Origin of the sequence: Streptomyces paradoxus (assembly GCF_014202475.1) — a bacterium.
Taxonomy (GTDB): Bacteria; Actinomycetota; Actinomycetes; order Streptomycetales; family Streptomycetaceae; genus Streptomyces; species Streptomyces paradoxus.
This window is the reverse complement of the sequence record NZ_JACHGV010000009.1, coordinates 191,024-210,146: the sequence shown is the minus strand read 5'-3', so window position 1 is coordinate 210,146 and position 19,123 is coordinate 191,024. Positions and strand designations below refer to the sequence as shown.

Genomic DNA, 19,123 nt, shown 5'->3' with positions numbered 1-19,123 from the left:
CGTCGAGACGACAGGAGCACCGTGTCCCGCCGCATCGCCCCGCATCTACCGCCCTGGCTCGCGCACACCCTGAGCGCACAGCGGGGGCCGGTGCCCTGGAGCGCGGTCACGCGGGGGGCCCTGTCCGCCGGGCCGTTGCTGTTTGTGGCCGTGCAGACCGGTCTCACCTCACTCGGCGTCGTCGCCGCCGTCGCCGCCATGCTGGCCGGCATCAACGACCGGCCCGGGAGCCGGCGCGTCTCGGTCAAGCGGATCGGGGTGCCCGCCTTCGGCGGTGCGCTGGGGCTCGTGGCCGGGACGTACACCGGGCAGGAGACCGGGGCGGTGGTGCTCACCGTCGTCCTCACGGCTGTGGGGCTCGTCGCCGGAGGGATGAGCGCCGTCGGACCCGTCGCGTCCGCCGCCGGGACGCAGCTGCTGGTCGGCGCGGCGATCGGCGCCGGAATGCCCCTGCCCGAGCCGGGCTGGGAGCGGGCGCTCGCCTATCTCGCCGGGGCGGGATGGCTGCTCGTGCTGCGGCTCGTCCTGCCCACGCCCGGCTCCCTCGCCGGTGACTTCCGCTTCGACGGGGAGCGCGCGGCCGTGGCCGGGGTGTACGAGGCCGTCGCCGAACTGCTCGACGCCGTCGGCGGGCCGGACGCCATCCGCCGCCGGGCCGCCCTGACCGCCGCCCTCGACCATGCCCAGGACGCCCTCGCCGGGCCCCGGCTGCGGAGGTACGCCTCCTCCTCCGCCGAGCGGCGGCTGCACGCGCAGTACGCCGCTGCCCTGCCCCTCGCCGAGGCCGCCACCGCCCTCGCCTGGGCCGAGGAACCCATCGCCGAACGGGCCTCCGAAGGCCCCCGGCGGCTCGCCGCCGCCGTACGCGGCAACACCCACACCGGGCCGCTGCCCGCCCCGTCCCGTTCGGCACCCGCCCTGCGCGCCCTCGACGACGCCCTCCTGCACGCCGCCGAGGTGTTCGACCAGGGCCGGGGCGGCGATCTGCACACCCGTCCCCGCAGCGCTGGTGACCGGCTGCGCGCCGCCTTCGGCAGTGCCGGACGCGAGTACGGGCTCCGCGTCGCCCTCTGCTTCGGCGCCAGCTCGGCGGTCGCCCAGGCCCTGCACCAGAGCCAGTGGTACGGGCAGCACGAGCACTGGTACTGGCTGCCCGCCACCGCCGTGTTCCTGGTCAAGCCCGACCTGGGGCCGCTGGCCTCGCGCCTGCTGAACCGGGCCGCCGGGACCGTCTTCGGGGCGCTGCTCTTCGCGGGGCTCGCCGCCATCCTGCCCCGCCCGGAAGGGCTCATCGTGCTCGTCGCCCTCAGCGGCGCGCTCATACCCGTGGCCACCCGCCACTTCGCCGCCCAGACCGCCGTCGTCACCGTCCTGGTCCTCGCGCTCGTCATGGTCGGCGGCGAGCCCCAGGCCTCCGCCGGCCGGATCGGCGAGACGCTGCTGGCCTGCGCCATCGTGCTGATCGTCGGGCACCTGCCGATGCCCGGCCAGGGCGGCGGGGGAGTGCGGGCCCGGCTCGCGGCGGCGAGCGACGCCGCGCACGCCTACGTCACGCACGTCCTCGACGAGGCCGTCGCCCCCCGCATCGGCACCTCGGGCACCCCCTCCGACCACCGGGCCACGCGCTGGACCCTGCGCCGCGAGGCCTACCGCACCCTCGCCGAGGCCCGCTCGGCCATCTCCCTCTCCGCGCACGAACTGCCCGCCCTCGCCCGGCACACCGAGGGCGCGGACGAGGTGGCCGACCTCCTCGAACGCCTGGTCGACACCACCACCGCCTGCGCCGTGCACCTGGACGACACGGGCCGGATCGGGCCCCGCCACGAGGAACGCCTCGCGGCCGTCCTCACCGAACTCTCCCGCCGGGGAGAGCGGGTGGGACTACGGCCACCGCCCCGGACACCCCTCGCCGGCTAGCACCCACCCGCCAGCGCGGGCATCGCGGTCCGCCCGCGGCCCGTCGGCCGCGGCAGGCACTCCGGCGCCGTCGCCCCGCTCAGCCGCCGACCCGTACCCACACGGGGGCGTGGTCCGACCCGGGCTCGCCGCGGCGCTCCGCCGGATCGGGGCCGACCGACGGCAGGCCGGGCGGGCCCTCGCCGGGCAGACCCGTGCCCGCCCCCGTCGCCCGGCGCACCAGACGGTGGCTCAGCAGCACGTGGTCGATCAGCTCGCGCCGCCCGGAGTTCACCCGGGACCAGCGCTGCCCGGGCGGGATGAGCGGGGCCACGTCCCACAGCCGCGTCGCGTCGCCCCGGTCGGGCCGGTCGTAGCCCGGGGTGCCGATCTCCGAGCCGGGCGGGCCGAGCAGGATCTGCGTGGTCGCCGCCTGCACCTCGTCGTTGAGGTCGCCCAGTATCGCCACGTCCCGCCCCTGCCCGTCACCGGCCAGCAGCTCGTCCGCCAGCGCGCGCAGCGCCGTCGCCTCGGCGGCCCGCCGGTACAGGGCATAGGCGCCGTAGCGGGCCCGTTCGCCCTCGTCGCGCGGCTGGAACCGGCCGTTCGGGTACGTCAGCAGCTTCGACTTCAGATGGCAGACGGCCACCCGCAGGGGCCCCTCCCCGCCCTCGGCCTCCACGGCCAGGACGCCCCGCCCCGCCTGCCCCGCCGTCAGTCCCGCGTCGTCCGCCTGGACGGGACGCAGCTCCGCCGGGAACGCCCGTGTGTCGGCCACCACCGTCAGCGGCGTACGGCTCAGGAACCCGACCCGTATGCCCCGGCTGTCCGGATGCTCGGACAGGGCGACGTGCCAGTCGTCGTCGAGCATGCCGGCCAGGTCCTTCAGGGCCTCGGGGTCGCCGACCTCCTGCACGCCGAGCAGGGTCGGATCGAGTTCCGTGATCACGGCGGCGAGCGCGGCGAGCTTCGCCTCGTACCCGGCCTCGTCCGGCGGGCCGTACGGGCCGCCGGGCCGGTAGAGGTTCTCCAGGTTCCAGGTGCCGAGGAGCATCATGCCGGGCTCCTTTCAGAAGCCGACAGACGGGGTGGTGAGGCCAGGGTGCGCGCCCGGCCCGCCCCGCGACAGAGCCGTGACGGGAAGTGCGGTTCGGCTCATGCCGCCCTACGACGCCGTCGTACGTTGGCGTGATGACGCCTTCTGCCGCGGACGATCCCGCCGACCTCATCATCAGCGCATGTACGGTCCTCGTGCACGACGATCAAGAGCGGGCCGGGTTCGCGGAGGACGCCGCGATCGTCGTACGCGGCGGGATCGTCGAGGCCGTCACGACCACCGCCGGGGCCGCGCACCTGCCCGCCGCCGAGCGGATCGACGCCCCCGGCCAGGTCGCCCTGCCCGGCCTGATCAACTGCCACACGCACGCGCCGATGGTCGCGCTGCGCGGCCTCGCCGAGGACCTGCCGACCGAGGAGTGGTTCAACGACGTCGTCTGGCCCGTCGAGTCCAACCTCGCAGCGACGGACGTCGAGTTGGGGGCGCGGCTCGCCTGCGCCGAGATGATCCGCGCGGGCGTCACCTGCTTCGCCGACCACTACTTCGCCATGGACGCGGTGGCCCGGGTGGTCGAGGATTCCGGTATGCGGGCGCTGCTCGGCGAGGCCTTCTTCTCCTCGCAGGGCCCCGAAGGCCGGGAGCGGTCGCTGGAGTTCGCGCTGCGCCACCGCGGAGCGGCCGGCGGCCGGATCACCACCGCGCTCGCGCCCCACGCGCCCTACACGGTCGACGACGCCGACCTCGCCGCCACCGCCGAGCTCGCCCGCACGTACGGCCTGCCCGTGCACCTCCACGCCGCCGAGAACCGCGACCAGACCGAGACCAGCCTGGCACGCCATGGCGTCACCCCGATCGAGGTCCTGGAACGCACCACCCTCCTCCACACGGACCTGCTCCTCGCCCACGGCACCGGCATCGTCGACAGCGACCTCCCCCTCTTGGAGCAGGCCGACGGCCGCACGGCCGTCGCCAGCGCTCCCCGCGGCTACCTCAAGTTCGCCTGGCCCGACACCACGCCGGTCCGCGCCCTCGGCGACATCGGCGTCGACGTGGGACTCGCCACCGACGGCGCCGCCTCCAACAACAGCCTCGACGTGTGGGAGTCCATGGCCCTCACCTCGCTGGTCCCGGATTCGGCCGAGGGCGACCCCCGCTGGCTGACCTCCCGGCAGGCCCTGCACCACGCCACGCTGCAGAGCGCCCGTGCCGTGGGCCTCGGGGACAGCGTCGGCAGCATCGCGCCCGGCCGGCGGGCCGACATCGTCCTGGTCGACCTCACCGGGCCGCACACCCAGCCCGTCCACGACCTCGCCGCCACGCTCGTGCACAGCGCCCGCTCCGCCGACGTCCGCACCACGATCGTCGACGGACGGATCCTGATGCGAGACCGGGAGCTCCTGACGATCGACGTGCCGACGGTGGTACGGGAGCTGCAGGAGCGCCTGCCCGCACTCGTCGACCGCACCCACGGCCGGCGCATCCAGCGGTACGACACCTGACGGCACGCGTCCCCGGCACCTGTGGGGCGCCTGTGAGAAGTGAGCATCTGGCGTCACGACGAGTACGACGACTGATACGGAATGTGAACACATAGGCCAAGAGGCTGAGAAGTTGGTCACACTTGGCGGTGAACGCGTGTCAACTACGTCTCAGTACCGTCACTTCGCGAGCCGTTCACCCCATGGTTGGCGTTTAACTCTACGAGTACAGCGCTACATGGAGGTGCAGGGTGAACGGGCGAACGGTGCTCGAACGCTTTCCTGCCGGTGGGCCGCGTGGCTCCTGGCCTGCGGAGGAGTTCGCGCAGGCGCGGCGCAGCGAAGGCCTGCCCGCGGAGGTCGTCATGGACCTCGCCACGGACATGTTCCTGGTGATCGTGCGCAGCGGGGACGTGGCCGACGCCACCGCCTGACGTGTGCCGTCAGTCCGCCTTGGGCGCCGGCACCTTCCTGGCCGGCGCGGGTGACGAGGCGAACTGCTCCGCCTGGAGCGCGTAGAGCTCGGCGTAGACGCCACCGGTGGCCAGCAGCTCCTCCGGCGTCCCGGACTCCACGAGCCGGCCGTGGTCCAGGACGTGCACCAGATCCGCGTGCCGCACGGACGCCAGCCGGTGCGTGATCAGTACGACCGTCTGGCCGCTGTCGGCCAGGGCGCGGATCCGCTCGAAGACCTCCAGCTCGGCCCGGGCGTCCAGAGCCGCCGTCGGCTCGTCCACGATCAGGATGCGGCCCCTGCGGTAGGCCGCCCGGGCGATGCCGAGCCGCTGCCACTGGCCGCCCGACAGTTCGTGACCGCCGCTGAAGTTGCGGGCGAGCAGCGTGTCCAGCCCGCGCGGCAGGTCCGCCACCACCGTCTCCGCCCCCGCGTCGGCGACCGCCGCGCCCAGCCGGTCCTCGCACAAGGGCACCGACGGACGCCCCAGGGCGACGTTCACCCGGGCCGTGAACGGCCACCGCTTGAAGTCCTGCGCCACCATCGCGATCCGCTCGGCCAGCAGACGCCGGTCCGCGGTCGCCGCGTCCACGTCGTCCCACAGGATCCGCCCCCGCTCCGGCGTGTAGAGCCCGGCGAGCAGCTTGACCAGGGTCGTCTTGCCGGAGCCGTTCTCGCCGACCAGAGCCACGATCCGGCCCAGCGGCAGGCTCAGCGTCACGTCGTCGAGAGCGGGGCGGGCCGAATCGCCCGGGTAGCGGAAGGTGACGTTCTCGAAGCGGATCTCGCGCGGATCCTCCGGCAGCGGCGCACCGCCCGCGGGGATCGCCCACTGGTCCGCCTCGGTGTACAGCCGGTGCAGGTCCCCGACGAACAGCGCCTCCTCGTGCAGCGCGTTGACCTCCACCACGAGCGTGTCGAGGCTCTGCGAGCCGGTCCGGATCGCGATCACGGCCGTCCCCGCGACCGACAGGGCCATCGCGCCCGCCAGCAGCAGCCCGCCCAGCGTCGCGTACGTCGCCACCGTCGCCAGGCCCGTCCACGCCGCCGCGATCAGGCCCGTGCGAGCGGCGAGCCTGGCCAGGCGGGCCTGCTCGGCCTCGGCCGTCTCCGACATCGCGCGGAAGTGCCGCAGCAGGAAGGAGCCCACCCCGTGCACCCGGATCTCGGGGGCCGCCTCGGGCTCGATCAGCAGGCTGCCGAGCAGCCGGCCCGCCCGGGCGTGCTGCACCCAGGCGTGGAACGACTCGTAGCGCCGACGCGCGACGGTCAGCGCGCTCCAGGCGCTCGGCAGGGTCATCGTCACCAGCAGCGGCAGCAGGGCGGGGTGCAGCACGGTCAGCACGCCCGCCGCCGCGATCAGCGAGATCATCGCGTTGATCACGCGGGTCCCGTAGGAGATCATCCGGCGCGCGGAGGCGGCGCCGTACTGCGCGGTGTCGAGGAGCTTGTGAAAGGCGTGGTCCTCGATCGCGGCCAGCTCGACGGCCGCCGCCCGCTCCAGGTACCGCTCGGTCGCCACCCGCTCGACCTTGGGCTCCAGCCGGCCGGTGGCGTACGTGCTCGCGGCCCGCAGCAGGGCCGCGAGGAACATCACGACGGCCACCGTGACCAGGGCGGGGACGGCTCCGCGCAGCCGGTCGTCGATCGGGCCGCCGCCCATCAGCCGGGCCAGCACGCTGTTCACCGCGAGCAGGCTCACCGCCTGTGCCACGCCCCGGCCCGCCTCGGCGGCCAGCACGATCCGCGCGGCGCCCCGGTCGGCCTGCCGGGCGAGCCGGAGGCTGGCCGCGAGCAGGGACGGCAGCCGGGTGATCATGGCGCGGAAGTTCAGCTCCAGGAACGCGTCGGCGTGACTGTTCCAGCCCATGTCGTAGCGCAGCGGCCCGCCGAAGAGCAGCCGCTCCGACTCGGACACCTCCGGCGCGGTCCGCTTCTTCCCCACCGTCGACCGACCTCCCCGCCTCGTGCCCCGCCTGTGAGCGGCCCACTATTGCGGGGCGGAACCCGCCGCGGGCAGGGCGCAGCCCGGGGCGCCGGATGCGCGCGGGCGCACGACCTGGCCGGGAGGAGGTGCGGGGCGGCGCGGGGGTGCGGGGTGGTGCGGGCGGTGGTGGTGTGCGCAGCGGTCGGTCGTCGGACTGGAGCCGGAGCCGGGTCGGTCGGCCAGGCTCTGCTTACGCGCTGACCGGCCGCGACCAGGACGGGGCAGTCCCCGTCGCGCGGCACAGGGCCAGGTAGAGGGGGATCGGCGGGGTGTAGGGAAGCGTGCCGTCCGGGCGGTGGATCAGGTCGGGGACCTCCAGCAGGTCCGGGACGACCGCGCCGGTGACGTACCGCGCCGGGGCGGGCCACTCCAGGGCGTGGTCGGAGTCGGACGGCACCAGCCACCACCAGTGCGTCTCGTCCGCGTAGAGGCAGCCCACGCGGGGCAGCCGGGGCATGATCAGCGGGCCGACGTGGGCGGGGACCGCGACCGCGTCGCAGCCGAGCGGGGCGGTCATGCCGTCGGGCACGGGCAGCCGCAGGGCCGGGACGGACGTCCGCAGCCCGCGCCGGACGCGCACCAGCGTGTCCAGGTTCAGCACGCTGCCGCCCCGCGCGGGACTCATGCGTGCCCCTGCTCTCGGCGGCGCGCCTGCGCGGGAACCTCCGGGGCGTCCCGCGTATGGCGTGCCTGGCGGGGCCCGTCCCCGTCGTCCGGGTCGTCGGATGGATCGTCGGACGGGCCGCGCTTGGGGCGGGCGCCCCAGCCCAGGTCGGCGCGGGGCTCGGCCGGATCGTTCGGGGTGTCCGCCGTGCGCGGCAGCTCCGCCCAGACCAGCAGCCCGGGGCCGTCCTCCTGGGCACCCCAGGAATGGCAGAGGGCGTCGACGAGAAGCAGTCCCCTCCCGTGCTCCTCCTCGGGCCGGGTCCGGCTGGCGGCGTGGGGCTGGCCCGGGGCGCAGCCCTCGTCGCGCACGGCTATTCGCACGAGGTCGTCACCGTCGTGCAGCTCGCACACTATGTGGGTGCTCGCCGTGTGCACGATGGCGTTGGTGACCAGTTCGGAAACCACCAGGGCGGCGCTGTCGCACGTGTCCTCGCCCACCGACCAGCCGGTCAGCCGGGCCCGCGTCAGGCGTCTGGCCTGCGCGGGAGAACCCGAATGTGCGGCCAGCTCGAAACGGAACCGGCGCCCGGCAGCGGCCCCGAGGGAGGCCTCTTCCGTGGCGGCGCCAAGCCCGGGAGGGCCTGCGGCGGCGTCTGTTCCTAAGGGCGCGGACGGAATCACGCTTGCCACTATCGCCCCGGCGTGAACACTTGGCAAGTGTCACTCTGAAAATTGCAGAGTGCTGTGTGACGGTCTGGAAGGCCGTGGCACACTGCTCGCAACAGCACCCCGCGCGGCGCCAGTTGAGATCGTCGAAGGTTCGTTCGAAACGTTTGTTCGGATCAGCTCTTCGAAAAGGTCCTCGAATGGCGCCGCCGGGCTGTCAGCGTTCCTTTGTGGCCGGCTCGTCAGAACTCTTCGTGGAGGTGGAGCGTGAGTGAACCGCGGTCCGCACCGACGGTCGGTCAGGTCGTGCTCGGCCGACGCCTGTTGGACCTGCGGGAACGCGCGGGCATGAAGCGTGAGGAGGCCGCGCGCATCCTCCGTGTCGCCCCCGCCACGGTCCGCCGTATGGAGATGGCCGAGGTCGCCCTCAAAATCCCGTATCTGCAACTGCTCCTCAAGGCCTACGGAATCTCCGACGAGGAGGCCGAGGCCTTCGTCCGGCTGGCCGAGGAGGCCAACCGGCCCGGCTGGTGGCAGCGTTTCCACGACATCCTGCCCGGCTGGTTCTCGATGTACGTGAGCCTGGAGGGCGCGGCGAGCGTCATCCGCAGTTACGAGCCCCACTTCGTCCCCGGGCTGCTGCAGACCGAGGATTACGCGCGCGGGGTGCTCCGGTCGGGCGCCATCGGCCAGACCCGGCCCGAGGACATCGAGCGCCATGTCGCCCTGCGCATGCGGCGCCAGGACCTGCTCACCCGCGAGGACGCGCCCCGGCTGTGGGTCGTGATGGACGAGACCGCGCTGCGTCGCCCGGCCGGCGGCCCCGAGGTGATGCGTGCCCAGATCGACAAGCTGCTCGACGCCACGCAGCTGCCCAACGTGACGCTGCAGATCGCCCCGTTCGCCAATGGGCCGCACCCGGGGACCTACGGGCCGTTCGTGCTGTTCCGATTCGCCGTGCCCGAACTTCCGGACATGGTCTACAGCGAGTACCTGACCGGCGCGGTCTATCTCGACGCGCGCACCGAGGTGGCGACCCACCTGGAGGTCATGGACCGCATGGCGGCGCAGGCCGCTACGGCACATCGCACGAAGGAGATCCTCCGGGATCTCCGCAAGGAGCTGTGAATGGATCGCATCAAGCCGCGCAAACACGTCTACAACGGCATGCCCGCGCGTGACTTGGGCAGCGAAGGCTGGCACAAGCCGTGGAGCGGCGGGAACGGAGGCAACTGCCTGGAGGCGATGAAGCTCGCCGACGGCCGGATCGCCCTCCGTCAGTCCACCGACCCCGACGGCCCGGCGCTGATCTACACCACCGACGAGATGACGGCCTTCATCGAGGGGGCGAAGTCGGGGGAGGCGGACTTCCTGCTGTCCTGATGCGTACGTGCCGTTTTCTGGCCTCAACTCTCCTAATCTGGTGCTGAATTGACCACACCTTGCGCCTTACGGAGTGCCTCATGACCGGGCAGGACCCCACGTCGGCCGTCCAGATCGACACGACCAGACCCCATCCCGCGCGGATGTACGACTGGTACCTCGGAGGCAAGGACAACTACCCGGTCGACGAGGCGATGGGCCGGCAGATGCTCACCCTCGACCCGCGGGTGCCGGTGATGGCCCGGGTCAACCGCGCGTTCATGCACCGGGCCACACGCTGGCTGGCCGGCAGTGGCGTACGGCAGTTCCTGGACATCGGCACCGGAATCCCGACCGAGCCCAACCTCCATCAGATCGCCCAGGAGACCGCGCCCGGCGCCCGGGTCGTCTACTGCGACAACGACCCCATCGTCCTGGCCCACGCGGCGGCCCTGCTGCGCGGCACGGACGAGGGCGCGACCGAGTATCTCCAGGCCGACGTGCGCGACCCGGACGCCATCCTGGAGGGCGCGAGGAAGGTCCTGGACCTCACCCGGCCCGTCGCACTGTCGCTCGTCGCGCTGCTGCACTTCGTCCCCGACGAGGACGGCGCCCACGACCTGGTCCGGCGGCTGCTCGCCGAACTGCCCTCCGGCAGCCACCTGGTGATGACCCACGCGACCGCCGACTTCACCCCGGAGGAGTCGAAGGCGGCCACCGAGAAGCTGCGCGCCGCCGGCGTCACCCTGGCCCTGCGCTCCCGCGAGGAGTTCACCCGCTTCTTCGACGGCCTCGACCTCGTCGAGCCCGGTGTCGAGGTGCCCCACCGCTGGCACCCCGAGCTGGGCGAGCCCGTGCCTGGGCAGGACGACGGAGTGATCCCGGGGTACGGGGCGGTGGGGCGCAAGCCGTAGCACTCACGGAGCCCCCGGGTCGGTCATGGCGGCGGCAGCGCACCGCGCAGTGCCTCCAGGGCCGGCCCGTAGGCGTGCTCGGAGGGGGTCGCATACCCCACGACGAGCCCGTCACCGACCGGCATGTCCGTGTCCGGGTGCCGGAACGCGGCGAGGCCGTCGAGGGCGATGCCCTGCCAGGCGGCGGCCTTGACCGCGGACGCCTCGGTTCCCGGCGGCAGCCGCAGCACGGCGTGCAGCCCGGCCGCGACGCCGGTGACCTCGATGTGCGGTGCGTGCTCGGCGAGCGCCGCGACGAGCCGGTCCCGGCGGCCGCGGTAGCGCTGCCGCATCCGGCGTACGTGACGGTCGTACGATCCCGAAGCGATGAAGTCCGCGAGGCTCAGCTGGTCGAGGACGCTCGCCCACGCCTCGCGCTCTCCCTTGACGGCCAGGACCGCGTCCACGTACCGCTCCGGGAGGACCATCCAGCCCAGCCGCACCGCCGGCGACAGGCTCTTGCTGACCGAGCCGATGTGGATCACGCGCTCGGGGTCGAGCCCCTGGACGGCGCCGACCGGCTTGCGGTCGTAGCGGAACTCCCCGTCGTAGTCGTCCTCCAGGACCAGCCCGTCACGCGCGCGTGCCCAGTCGATCACTGCGGTCCGGCGCGTGGGGTGCAGCGGGCCGCCGGTCGGGAACTGGTGCGCCGGCGTGAGCAGCACGGCCCGCTCGCGCGCCAACCGGTCGATCCGCGCGCCGTGTTCGTCGAGGGGGAGCGGTACCGTCCGCACCCCGGCCGCGGCCAGGACCTGCCGGTGGAACCCGAGCCCGTACGCCTCCACCGCCAGGGGGCCGCGCAGGACGCCGCCGCCGAACAGCAGCCGCAGTGCGTGCGCGAAGCCGGAGCAGATCACGATCCGGCCCGGCTCGGTCCGCACGCCACGCGCGCGTGCCAGGTACTCCGTGAGTGCCTCCCGCAGTTCCGGCCGGCCGGCGGGGTCGCCCGGCCCGAACACCTCGTTGGGCGCCTGCTGCAGGGCCCGCCGGTAGGAGGCCAGCCAGGCGGTGCGCGGGAACGCCGAGACGTCCGGCGTGCCCTGCGTCAGATCGTGCCGGGGGCCACGCGCGCGCGGCGGTGCCTTCTTGGGCACGCGAGCGGCGGGCCGCAGCGGCTCGGCGCGCTCCGCGACCCGGGTGCCGGAGCCCTGCCGGGCGGTGAGCCAGCCCTCCGCGACGAGCTCCGCGTACGCGTCCGCCACCGTGTTGCGGGCGACGCCGAGGTCCGCCGCGAGCGAGCGGTACGGCGGCAGCCGCGTGCCCGGAGCGAGCCGTCCGCTGCGTACGGCCTCGCGCAGGGCCCTGATCAGCGCCGCCCGCCGGCCGCCCGGCCCGGTCAGCTCCAGATGCAGGTCGGACCCGATCCGCTCCGCGGAATTGACCCACGATGTCCCCATGGAAATGCACCCTACAGCGGGTCTTTCCGGCTCGTAGGTTGAAGGGCATGACGACGACCACGAACACGAGCAGCACCCACGCGACATCCGCCCGGCTGGAGTTCGGCGCGTCGGCCCCGAAGGCCTTCCGGGCCCTCGTCGCCTTCGACGCCGCCGCCCGTGAGGGCATCGACCCGGCCCTCGTCGAGCTGATCCAGATCCGCTCCTCGCACCTCAACCACTGCGCCTACTGCCTGCACATGCACACGGGCGACGCCCGCAAGGCCGGCGAGAGCGAGGACCGGCTGCACATGGTCGCCGTGTGGCGCGAGGCCCGTCACTTCTTCACCGAGCGGGAGCAGGCGGCTCTCGCCCTCACCGACGCGGTGACCCTCGTCGCCGACGCCGGCGTTCCGGACGACGTCTACGCTCGGGCCGCCGCACTGTTCGACGAGCGGGAACTGGCCCAGGTGCTCGCCCTGATCTGCACGATCAACACATGGAACCGGGTGGCGCTGTCGACGGGGAAGGTCGCGGGGACGGACGAGCGCTGACGTCCGGGAGACCCGGCGGCCGGGCGCTACACCGCCATGGGCCGGTCGTACGGCCCGATCGGTGCCGGCAGCCGGGCACTGCCCGTGAGATGACGGTCGACGGCCGCCGCCACCGCCCGCCCCTCGGCGATCGCCCACACGATGAGCGACTGCCCCCGGGCCGCGTCCCCCGCGGCGAACACCCCGGGCACGTTCGTGGCGAACCCGGAGTCCCGCGCGATCGTCCCGCGCGGCTCCAACTCCAGTTCCAGCTGGTCGACGAGGCCGTCCTCCCGGTCGGGCCCGGAGAAGCCGAGGGCGAGCAGCACGAGGTCGGCGGGGAGCGTCCGGCCCGTGCCTTCCATCGGACGGCGCCGCGCGTCCACCTCGACCAGGTGCAGCGAGCGCACCCGCCCCTGCGCGTCGCCGTCAAAGCGCAGCGTGGACGCCGCGAACAGGCGCGCATCCGCGTCCGCGACCGGGGCGGTCCGCAGGTCACGGGCCTCTTCATGGGCGGCGGACAGCCGGTAGACCCGCATCGGGTACGTCGGCCAGGGCTCGGCGTCCTCGTCGCGCTCCGCGTCCGGCAGCGCGTAGATGTCCAGCTGGGTCACGGACGCGGCGCCCTCCCGGACGGCCGTGCCCAGGCAGTCCGCCCCGGTGTCGCCGCCGCCGACGATGACGACGTGCTTCCCGGCCGCCGACAGCGGGGACGTCTCCATATCACCCTCGCGCACCCGGTTGGCCAGCGGCAGGTACTCCATCGCCTGATGAATACCCGTCAGCTCCCGCCCCGGCACCGGGAGTTCACGCCACGCGGTCGCTCCCGTGGCCAGCACCACGGCGTCGTAGCGGGTCCGCAGCTCGTCGGCCCCGATGTCACGCCCGACCGCCGTCGACGTCCGGAACTTCGTCCCCTCGGCCCGCATCTGCTCCAGCCGCCGCTCCAGATGGTGCTTCTCCATCTTGAAGGCGGGAATGCCGTACCGCATCAGCCCGCCGAGCCGGTCGTCCCGCTCGTACACGGCGACCGTGTGCCCGGCCCTCGTCAGCTGCTGCGCCGCGGCCAGCCCGGTCGGGCCCGAACCGATCACCGCGACCGTCTTGCCGGACAGCCGCTCCGGCGGCCTCGGCGGCGCGAACCCCTCCTCCCAGGCCCGGTCGGCGATCGCGCACTCGACGTTCTTGATGGTGACGGCCGGCTGGTTGATGGCCAGCACACATCCCGCCTCGCACGGCGCGGGGCAGAGCCGGCCGGTGAACTCCGGGAAGTTGTTCGTGGCGTGCAGCCGGTCGGCGGCCGCCCGCCAGTCCTCCCTGGACACCAGGTCGTTCCACTCGGGGATCAGATTGCCCAGCGGGCAGGCGTCGTGGCAGAAGGGGATGCCGCAGTCCATGCAGCGGTCGGCCTGCTTGCTGATGATCGGCAGCAGTGCCCCGGGGACGTAGACCTCGTCCCAGTCCCGCGCCCGTTCCTCCACCGGCCGACGCGGCCAGTCCTGGCGGGGCGTGGTCATGAAACCCTTGGGATCTGCCATGGCCGTCTTCCTTGCGTGCGCGTGTGACAGGCCGTGCGTCGTCGGGCGGCGCTCTTCTCACTCGTCGGCGGCGCTCTTTTCGCCACGATACGTCCGCCTCCCGGCCGGTGCCTGTCCGCCGCGTGGCACGGGCGTCAGGTGAGCGCCAGCACGTACGCCAGCGCCGCCCCGGCCGAGGCCGCCGTCCGGACGTGGTTCCACAGCGTCCACTCGCGCAGGTACACCGGCCAGTACGCCGCCGCCTCCGGGGTGCCCGGCTCCAGCTCGGCCAGGGCGTCGTTGCGCGGCACGTTCGCGACCATGGTCAGCCCGAACGACCCGAACAGATACAGAGCGCTGCCCACCAGCAGCTCCACCGTCCCCTCGGCCGGCCACAGCACGAACGTCACCACGGCGATCACCACGCACAGCACGGCCGACCCCAGGAACACGATCATGAACGGCAAAGTCACCGCCGCCACGTTGACCGCCTTCATCGCGGCGACCCCCTGCGCGGGCGGCAGCATGCCCAGGCCCCGCATCACGAAGGTCGAGAACCCGCAGAACACCCCGGCCACCAGGCCGGTCCCGAGCACCCCCAGCACCGTCAGCACGAAGTACGGTCCGCTGATCATCTGTCTCTCCCGCCGTCTGGCCGGAACCCCGCCCGGCACCCTTCCTCGCCCCTAGTGAATTCCCGTACGGGCACAGTGACCATGGCCGTACGGCGCGGCGCCATAAGCGAACGTCCACGGGCCGTCGAACGGCCGAGTCGTCGGATCGGCGGCCCAATGCCCCGGGGCCTCTCACGTCACCCCGTGGAACCGAGCCCCGCCTCCGTCCACCCCCGCAGCACCGTCGCCACCGCAGCCGAGATCCGCCGTCGCGCCTCGTGCCTGGGCACGCCGCTCATCAGCAGCCGGTCGTACGGCGTGTCCAGATGCCGTACGGACGCCACGACCGCCGACGTCACCGCCCCCTCGGTCAGCGCGCGCCCCGCCGCGCTGCGGCCCACCCGTCCGCTGCCCCGCTCCGAGGCGTGCAGGGCGATGGCCCGCGCCCGAGCGGCCGGGCACCCGGGGAAGAGCCGGCGTATCTCCGCCGCGAACGCCTGGGCGAACAGGGCGTCCTGAGCCGCCCGCCGCCGCGCGTCCCGCACCCGGCGCCGCCGCCGTGCCTCGGCGTCCGCGAGGCACCGCTGCTCGGCCCGCGCGAGCGCCGCCTCCTCGACCAGAACGCCCTGCCGCTCGTACCGGCTCTTGCGCCGGTTGAACCGCACGACCACCGCCGACAGCGTGCTCTCCTCCCGCGATCTGCGCGTCAGGGCGGTGTCGCCGCTCGGCAGGAACACCAGATGCCCGAGATCGGCACAGTCGAGACAGCGTGGGGCCCGGTCTTCGAGGACGAGCAGCGGCAGCGGTCCACGCCGGCACTCGGCGCAGTACCGCCGCTTGAGGGGCTGGAAGACGAGAAGTCCGGTGAGAGGCGGGAGCGTCGAACGGGGGACCATAGGGGATTCATTCCCCCTGACGGCAGCGCGAACTGCGCACGACATGACGGACCCTGGCGGTCTGGTCGCCACCTCTTCCCGGCCCCCGCGGGCGGGACACCTTCTGCCCCGGCCTGACGCATCATGGGCCGTGTGCGACTCGAAGCGATCACCTGGGAACGGCTCGGCGACCTGCTCGCCGAGCGCCTGCTCGACCTGAAGCCCGCCGACGGCAGCCCCTGGCCGCGCATCGCCTTCGACGGCGCCCCCGCCGCCCGCCCTGGAGACCTCGCCCACCGGGTCGGTGAGGCGCTGCGCGTACGCGGCCGCTCCTCGCTCGTCGTGGGCACGGAGGGCTTTCTGCGCCCCGCCTCCGTACGGCTCGAGTACGGCCACCAGGACGTCGAGGCCTACTACGGCGGCTGGTACGACACCGGCGCCCTGTGGCGCGAGGTGTTCGGCCCGCTCGAAGCGGACGGCGACGGCCGCGTCCTGCCCGACCTGTGGGACCCGGCCGCCGACCGCGCGACCCGCAGCCCCTACGTCGAACTCCCGCCCGGCGGCGTGCTGTTGCTGCATGGGCCCTTCCTCCTTCGGCACTGGTTCCCCTTCGATCTGAGCGTCCACGTCCTCCTCTCCCCGGGCGCCCTGCGCCGCCGCACCCCCGAGGCCGAGCACTGGACCCTCCCGGCCTTCGAGCGCTACGAGCGGGAGACGGACCCGGTGGGGACGGCGGACGTCCTGGTGCGGGCCGACGATCCGCGCCGTCCGGCGTGGGGCGGCTGAGCCAGGGCCCGCCGTCCGGCGCCGGACGGGTGCCGGGCTTGCCGGGGGCGGGTACTGGCCGGGTGGGTGCTCCGGTGGGCTCCGGTACGGGCTTCCGTGTGCGGGCATCCGGTGGCCCGGCGAGAATGAGGGGCGCCGGGACTCGCGGTGCCTCCCGCGCCGCGCCGGCCGTCCGGCACCGGGAGGTACTCCATGACCACCGCCGGAGACATCATGCACCGCGGCGCCCAGTGGATCCCCGCCCACGAAACCCTCGACCGCGCCGCCCAGCTCATGCGCGAACTGAACGTCGGCGCCCTGCCCATCAGCGACGAGAACGAGCGCCTCTGCGGCATCCTCACCGACCGCGACATCGTCGTCGGCTGCGTGGCCATGGGTCACGACCCCGCCCGGGTCACCGCGGGCGAGATGGCCAAGGGAACGCCCCGCTGGATCGACGCGGACGCCGATGTCGGCGAGGTGCTCCGCGAGATGGGGGAGCACCGGATCCGCAGGCTGCCCGTGATCCGGGACAAGCGCCTGGTCGGCATGATCAGCGAAGCCGACCTGGCCCGGCACCTCGCGAAGGACCAGATCGCCTCCTGGGCGCAGAGCGTCTACGCCACTACCGCCATGCACTGACCTCGCGGATCACGCCCACCGGCGCTCCGGAGACCCTGTGCGGGTCCCGGCCCGCATCAGAGCCAGCCGCTGCGCCGGAAACCCCGGTACAGGGCGAGACACGCGGCGGATATCACGCCGATCACCATGCCGTAGCCGTACCGCCAGTGCAGCTCCGGCATGTGGTCGAAGTTCATGCCGTAGACCCCGCACACCATCGTCGGCACGGCGACGATCGCGGCCCACGCCGTGATTTTCCGCATGTCCTCGTTCTGCGCGACCGTGACCTGCGCGAGGTGCGCCTGCAGGATGGAGTTGAGCAGTTCGTCGAAGGCGGCGATCTGCTCCTTCGCCCGCAGCAGATGGTCCGAGACGTCGCGGAAGTACGCCTGTATCTCCGGGTCGACCGCCCGGATCGGCCGGGTGGCGAGATCCTCCAGCGGCCGGCTGAGCGGCACCACCGCCCGCTTCAGCTCCAGCAGTTCACGCTTGAGCTGGTAGATGCGCCCCGGGTCGGTCCGCGCGCCGGACTCCGAGAACACGTCCGTCTCGACCTGGTCGATGTCCCCCTGCACCGAGTCCGTGACGGTCAGGTAGTCGTCGACCACGTGGTCCGCGATCGCGTGCAGCACCGCCGACGGGCCCTTGGCCAGCTGGCCGGGATCGGACTCCAGCTCCTCGCGCAGCGGGCCGAGCGAGCCGTGCCGGCCGTGCCGCACCGTGATCACGAAGTCGGCGCCGACGAACAGCATGATCTCACCGGTGTCGACCACCTCACTGGTGGCCGTCAGTTCCTCGTGCTCGACGTAACAGACCGTCTTGAACACCGCGAACAGCGTCTCGCCGTAGCGCTCCAGCTTGGGGCGCTGGTGGGCCTCGATCGCGTCCTCGACGGCCAGCGGGTGCAGGTCGAAGAGCTCGGCGATGCCCGCGAACTCCTGGTCGGTGGGCTCGTGCAGACCGAGCCAGACGAAGCCCTCCCGGCTCTTGCGCACCCGCTGCACGGTGTCCACCAGATCGCCGCGCGCGGGGGTGCGGACGCCATCCCGGTACGTCACACAGTTCACCACCGAGGAGCCCAGCGGGGACCGGGCCGGGTGGCTCAGGTCGACGCGCGGGCGCCGCCGGGCCAGCCGAGCCACCTTGCGCAGGCCGCCGACGCCGCCGAGGCTCGTGACCTTCCGCAGATTCCCTGCCATGGACATCCGGATCTCCTTGCGTGGACCCTCTCGCGCCGTTCCCGCGCCTTGCCGCGCCAGTCTGCCAGGCCCGCGTGAGCTGCGGGTAAGCCTGTGGATACGACTCATTCCGCTTGGTTCCCGGCTGTGGACGGACGACGTTCCCGGGCCTGTGGCCCTGCTGCATCGACGCATTCCCGTGCCGGGCGGTTCTCGGCAAGGGAGCGCAAGGGTCTCCGTGACGAAGCGGGTCTCCGTGACGAAGCGGTCCCCGCGCCGGAGAGTCGACGAGTACGGATAAGTCGGATAACTGGGATGATCGTGACATGACGCGAACCGACGGGTACCTCCTCGACAACCGGCAGACCGAGGCGGCAGAGCACTTCAGCGCCTTCGCCGCTCTCTTCGATCCCACGACGTTCCGGCACCTCGAAGCGCTCGGCGTCGGATCCGGCTGGCGGTGCTGGGAGGTCGGCGCCGGTACCAGCGTGGTGTCCTGGCTGGCGAAGAAGGTCGGCCCCACCGGACGCGTCGTCGCGACCGACACCGACACCTCACGGCTCGCCTCCGCGGCCCGGCCACCCGTCGAGGTGAAGGTCCACGACCTCGGCGCGCAGGACCCGCCGGGGGAGGGCTTCGACCTGGTGCACGCCCGCCTCGCCCTCGTTCATGTGACCGACCGGGAACGGGCGTTGCGCTCCATGGCCAAGGCGCTGCGCCCCGGCGGCCGCCTCCTTGTCGAGGACGCCGACCCCGCCCTTCAGCCCCTGCTCTGCCCTGACGAGTACGGCCCCGAGCAGCAGCTCGCGAACCGGCTGCGGCAGGGCTTTCGCAGTCTGCTCGCCGATCGTGGGACCGACCTGCCGTGCGGCCGCACCCTGCCGCGGCTGCTGCGGGACGCCGGACTGGCCCGGGTCCAGGCCGACGCCTACTTCCCCCTCGCCTCGCCGGCCTGTGCGGCCCTGGAGTCCGTGACGATCCGGCAGATCCGCGACCAGCTCGTCACGGCGGGCCTCGCCACGGACCAGGAGATCGACCGGCACCTGGTGAATGTCACGTCCGGTGCGCTCGATCTGACGACGGCGCCCATGATCTCGGCATGGGGGCGGAAGCAGTAGCGGAGGGAGCGGCGGGGATGGTCAGCCGGGCAGGGGTGGGTAGCTGGGCAGGGGTGGTCGGCCGGGC

At 73.2% G+C, this 19,123-nt stretch carries 19 protein-coding genes; 10 read left to right on the top strand and 9 right to left on the bottom strand.

Going from position 1 to position 19,123, the window contains the following annotated elements:
• The first annotated feature begins 21 nt into the window (after nt 1–21).
• Nucleotides 22–1,917, top strand: a complete 1,896-nt coding sequence (locus HNR57_RS27910) for an FUSC family protein (RefSeq protein ID WP_184564126.1) — start codon at nt 22–24, stop codon at nt 1,915–1,917.
• 79 nt (nt 1,918–1,996) lie between these two features.
• On the opposite strand, the gene HNR57_RS27905 is transcribed toward HNR57_RS27910, so the two are convergent.
• Nucleotides 1,997–2,950: an endonuclease/exonuclease/phosphatase family protein gene (locus tag HNR57_RS27905; RefSeq protein WP_184564443.1), complete on the bottom strand. Its 954-nt coding sequence runs from the start codon at nt 2,948–2,950 to the stop codon at nt 1,997–1,999.
• A 137-nt stretch (nt 2,951–3,087) separates the two neighbouring features.
• On the opposite strand from HNR57_RS27905, the gene HNR57_RS27900 reads away from it, so the two are divergent.
• Both HNR57_RS27900 and HNR57_RS27895 read left to right on the top strand, forming a co-directional pair.
• Nucleotides 3,088–4,452 carry an amidohydrolase gene (locus HNR57_RS27900; protein WP_184564124.1) on the top strand — a complete coding sequence of 455 codons (1,365 nt, stop codon included), beginning with the start codon at nt 3,088–3,090 and terminating at the stop codon, nt 4,450–4,452.
• A 230-nt stretch (nt 4,453–4,682) separates the two neighbouring features.
• Nucleotides 4,683–4,865 (top strand): DUF8839 family protein, encoded by a 183-nt coding sequence (locus HNR57_RS27895; protein WP_010039591.1) that lies wholly within the window; start codon nt 4,683–4,685, stop codon nt 4,863–4,865.
• A gap of 9 nt (nt 4,866–4,874) precedes the next feature.
• Here HNR57_RS27895 and HNR57_RS27890 read toward each other — a convergent pair whose 3' ends face one another.
• From HNR57_RS27890 to HNR57_RS27880, 3 genes are all read right to left on the bottom strand, one after another.
• Nucleotides 4,875–6,830 carry an ABC transporter ATP-binding protein gene (locus HNR57_RS27890; RefSeq protein ID WP_184564122.1) on the bottom strand — a complete coding sequence of 652 codons (1,956 nt, stop codon included), beginning with the start codon at nt 6,828–6,830 and terminating at the stop codon, nt 4,875–4,877.
• 232 nt (nt 6,831–7,062) lie between these two features.
• Nucleotides 7,063–7,497 carry a hypothetical protein gene (locus HNR57_RS27885; protein ID WP_184564120.1) on the bottom strand — a complete coding sequence of 145 codons (435 nt, stop codon included), beginning with the start codon at nt 7,495–7,497 and terminating at the stop codon, nt 7,063–7,065.
• Entirely contained in the window at nt 7,494–8,168 is a 675-nt protein-coding gene (locus HNR57_RS27880; protein WP_184564118.1) for an ATP-binding protein, read from the bottom strand. The genes HNR57_RS27885 and HNR57_RS27880 overlap by 4 nt, the downstream gene beginning before the upstream one ends.
• Nucleotides 8,169–8,411: 243 nt before the next feature.
• On the opposite strand from HNR57_RS27880, the gene HNR57_RS27875 reads away from it, so the two are divergent.
• The 3 genes from HNR57_RS27875 to HNR57_RS27865 all read left to right on the top strand — a co-directional run bounded on the left by HNR57_RS27875 (nt 8,412) and on the right by HNR57_RS27865 (nt 10,420).
• The gene (locus HNR57_RS27875; protein ID WP_184564116.1) at nt 8,412–9,272 is read left to right on the top strand and encodes a Sco1979 family transcriptional regulator; all 861 of its coding nucleotides are present in this window, start codon (nt 8,412–8,414) and stop codon (nt 9,270–9,272) included.
• Entirely contained in the window at nt 9,273–9,527 is a 255-nt protein-coding gene (locus HNR57_RS27870; RefSeq protein WP_033310663.1) for a DUF397 domain-containing protein, read from the top strand.
• An 80-nt stretch (nt 9,528–9,607) separates the two neighbouring features.
• On the top strand, nt 9,608–10,420 hold the full coding sequence (locus tag HNR57_RS27865; RefSeq protein ID WP_184564114.1) for an SAM-dependent methyltransferase: 813 nt from the start codon (nt 9,608–9,610) through the stop codon (nt 10,418–10,420).
• A gap of 23 nt (nt 10,421–10,443) precedes the next feature.
• On the opposite strand, the gene pdxR is transcribed toward HNR57_RS27865, so the two are convergent.
• Nucleotides 10,444–11,856 carry a MocR-like pyridoxine biosynthesis transcription factor PdxR gene (pdxR, locus tag HNR57_RS27860; protein ID WP_184564112.1) on the bottom strand — a complete coding sequence of 471 codons (1,413 nt, stop codon included), beginning with the start codon at nt 11,854–11,856 and terminating at the stop codon, nt 10,444–10,446.
• Nucleotides 11,857–11,903: 47 nt separating this feature from the next.
• Here pdxR and HNR57_RS27855 point away from each other — a divergent pair, with 47 nt between their 5' ends.
• Nucleotides 11,904–12,389 (top strand): carboxymuconolactone decarboxylase family protein, encoded by a 486-nt coding sequence (locus tag HNR57_RS27855; RefSeq protein ID WP_184564110.1) that lies wholly within the window; start codon nt 11,904–11,906, stop codon nt 12,387–12,389.
• 26 nt (nt 12,390–12,415) lie between these two features.
• Here HNR57_RS27855 and HNR57_RS27850 read toward each other — a convergent pair whose 3' ends face one another.
• The 3 genes from HNR57_RS27850 to HNR57_RS27840 all read right to left on the bottom strand — a co-directional run bounded on the left by HNR57_RS27850 (nt 12,416) and on the right by HNR57_RS27840 (nt 15,395).
• Nucleotides 12,416–13,906 carry a glutamate synthase subunit beta gene (locus HNR57_RS27850; RefSeq protein WP_184564108.1) on the bottom strand — a complete coding sequence of 497 codons (1,491 nt, stop codon included), beginning with the start codon at nt 13,904–13,906 and terminating at the stop codon, nt 12,416–12,418.
• 134 nt (nt 13,907–14,040) lie between these two features.
• The gene (locus HNR57_RS27845; protein ID WP_184564106.1) at nt 14,041–14,520 is read right to left on the bottom strand and encodes an anthrone oxygenase family protein; all 480 of its coding nucleotides are present in this window, start codon (nt 14,518–14,520) and stop codon (nt 14,041–14,043) included.
• A 176-nt stretch (nt 14,521–14,696) separates the two neighbouring features.
• Nucleotides 14,697–15,395 carry a DUF2293 domain-containing protein gene (locus HNR57_RS27840; protein ID WP_184564104.1) on the bottom strand — a complete coding sequence of 233 codons (699 nt, stop codon included), beginning with the start codon at nt 15,393–15,395 and terminating at the stop codon, nt 14,697–14,699.
• A 123-nt stretch (nt 15,396–15,518) separates the two neighbouring features.
• On the opposite strand from HNR57_RS27840, the gene HNR57_RS27835 reads away from it, so the two are divergent.
• Together HNR57_RS27835 and HNR57_RS27830 are read left to right on the top strand one after the other, a co-directional pair.
• Nucleotides 15,519–16,160: a nucleoside/nucleotide kinase family protein gene (locus tag HNR57_RS27835; RefSeq protein WP_184564102.1), complete on the top strand. Its 642-nt coding sequence runs from the start codon at nt 15,519–15,521 to the stop codon at nt 16,158–16,160.
• Nucleotides 16,161–16,352: 192 nt separating this feature from the next.
• Nucleotides 16,353–16,781: a CBS domain-containing protein gene (locus HNR57_RS27830; protein WP_184564100.1), complete on the top strand. Its 429-nt coding sequence runs from the start codon at nt 16,353–16,355 to the stop codon at nt 16,779–16,781.
• 56 nt (nt 16,782–16,837) lie between these two features.
• On the opposite strand, the gene HNR57_RS27825 is transcribed toward HNR57_RS27830, so the two are convergent.
• Complete coding sequence (locus HNR57_RS27825; RefSeq protein ID WP_184564098.1) at nt 16,838–17,965, bottom strand: magnesium and cobalt transport protein CorA; 1,128 nt, start codon at nt 17,963–17,965, stop codon at nt 16,838–16,840.
• Nucleotides 17,966–18,264: 299 nt separating this feature from the next.
• On the opposite strand from HNR57_RS27825, the gene HNR57_RS27820 reads away from it, so the two are divergent.
• Entirely contained in the window at nt 18,265–19,056 is a 792-nt protein-coding gene (locus HNR57_RS27820) for a methyltransferase (RefSeq protein WP_184564096.1), read from the top strand.
• Nucleotides 19,057–19,123: the final 67 nt, after the last annotated feature.

Bases quoted from the DNA above. Each gene is read 5' to 3' on its own strand.
- HNR57_RS27905 (WP_184564443.1), bottom strand. From the start codon at position 2,950: ATGCTCCTCGGCACCTGGAACCTGGAGAACCTCTACCGGCCCGGCGGC.
- HNR57_RS27900 (WP_184564124.1), top strand. From the start codon at position 3,088: ATGACGCCTTCTGCCGCGGACGATCCCGCCGACCTCATCATCAGCGCA.
- HNR57_RS27885 (WP_184564120.1), bottom strand. From the start codon at position 7,497: ATGAGTCCCGCGCGGGGCGGCAGCGTGCTGAACCTGGACACGCTGGTG.
- HNR57_RS27870 (WP_033310663.1), top strand. From the start codon at position 9,273: ATGGATCGCATCAAGCCGCGCAAACACGTCTACAACGGCATGCCCGCG.
- HNR57_RS27865 (WP_184564114.1), top strand. From the start codon at position 9,608: ATGACCGGGCAGGACCCCACGTCGGCCGTCCAGATCGACACGACCAGA.
- pdxR (WP_184564112.1), bottom strand. From the start codon at position 11,856: ATGGGGACATCGTGGGTCAATTCCGCGGAGCGGATCGGGTCCGACCTG.
- HNR57_RS27855 (WP_184564110.1), top strand. From the start codon at position 11,904: ATGACGACGACCACGAACACGAGCAGCACCCACGCGACATCCGCCCGG.
- HNR57_RS27850 (WP_184564108.1), bottom strand. From the start codon at position 13,906: ATGGCAGATCCCAAGGGTTTCATGACCACGCCCCGCCAGGACTGGCCG.
- HNR57_RS27845 (WP_184564106.1), bottom strand. From the start codon at position 14,520: ATGATCAGCGGACCGTACTTCGTGCTGACGGTGCTGGGGGTGCTCGGG.
- HNR57_RS27840 (WP_184564104.1), bottom strand. From the start codon at position 15,395: ATGGTCCCCCGTTCGACGCTCCCGCCTCTCACCGGACTTCTCGTCTTC.
- HNR57_RS27835 (WP_184564102.1), top strand. From the start codon at position 15,519: ATGGGCCGTGTGCGACTCGAAGCGATCACCTGGGAACGGCTCGGCGAC.
- HNR57_RS27830 (WP_184564100.1), top strand. From the start codon at position 16,353: ATGACCACCGCCGGAGACATCATGCACCGCGGCGCCCAGTGGATCCCC.
- HNR57_RS27825 (WP_184564098.1), bottom strand. From the start codon at position 17,965: ATGTCCATGGCAGGGAATCTGCGGAAGGTCACGAGCCTCGGCGGCGTC.
- HNR57_RS27820 (WP_184564096.1), top strand. From the start codon at position 18,265: ATGACGCGAACCGACGGGTACCTCCTCGACAACCGGCAGACCGAGGCG.